The sequence below is a fragment of the Clostridium sp. NkU-1 genome (assembly GCA_001312405.1).
This window is the reverse complement of the sequence record BBDR01000041.1, coordinates 1-629: the sequence shown is the minus strand read 5'-3', so window position 1 is coordinate 629 and position 629 is coordinate 1. Positions and strand designations below refer to the sequence as shown.

Below are 629 nucleotides of genomic sequence, written 5' to 3'. Positions count from 1 at the left end.
GCAAATCACAATATGGAGTATCATGCACGTATTTATCCGGCTACGGGATGGATATCCGGTATTGTCAACGATAAAATTGCACAAGGGTATAAGGGTGGAGATATACAACTCGTTGGCTATGCCCCGCCTGATAGTTACCTGGGCGATTCATATGGCATTATAAAATGGGTGTTAGTGTTTAATGATATCGCACATTTGCAATTTATAAAGGCCAGGGAGAATACTACAGTTACCAGAGCAATCTCCAATACTGAAGGCTTTGATACAGGATGGGTGGTTCATTAAAATGATCATTTATGTTATTACGACGAAACTCCTTGGCAATGTTATGTGTCCAGTTATCGTTGCATTAGTGACACTAGTTGAACACCTCACATTAACGATATTGTCAGCACCTATGGAGATAGAACCATCATTAGCTGGCGAGAATGGAACATATGAACGATCCAATATATTCACCTTGCCAAATATAGCTGTTTTAAATTTCACATTCGATGGCAGTAAAATAACGCTATTAGTGGAGTTTCCTCCTGTCAGAGATATTCCAGTACAATTTATTCCGATCACCACACACGAAATATTGTAATATACTGTGCAATTTGTGCCGTGTATAGTACCTAACACATTAC

The 629-nt window shown here is 39.0% G+C and carries 2 protein-coding genes; both read left to right on the top strand.

The features are described from left to right. Window positions 1–285, top strand: a 285-nt coding sequence (locus JCM10519_RS24460; RefSeq protein WP_347845391.1) for a hypothetical protein, incomplete at its 5' end; no start/stop codon positions are given. 1 nt (window position 286) lies between these two features. Further along, on the top strand, window positions 287–586 hold the full coding sequence (locus tag JCM10519_RS24455; protein ID WP_054742570.1) for a hypothetical protein: 300 nt from the start codon (window positions 287–289) through the stop codon (window positions 584–586). The last annotated feature ends 43 nt before the right edge of the window (window positions 587–629 follow it).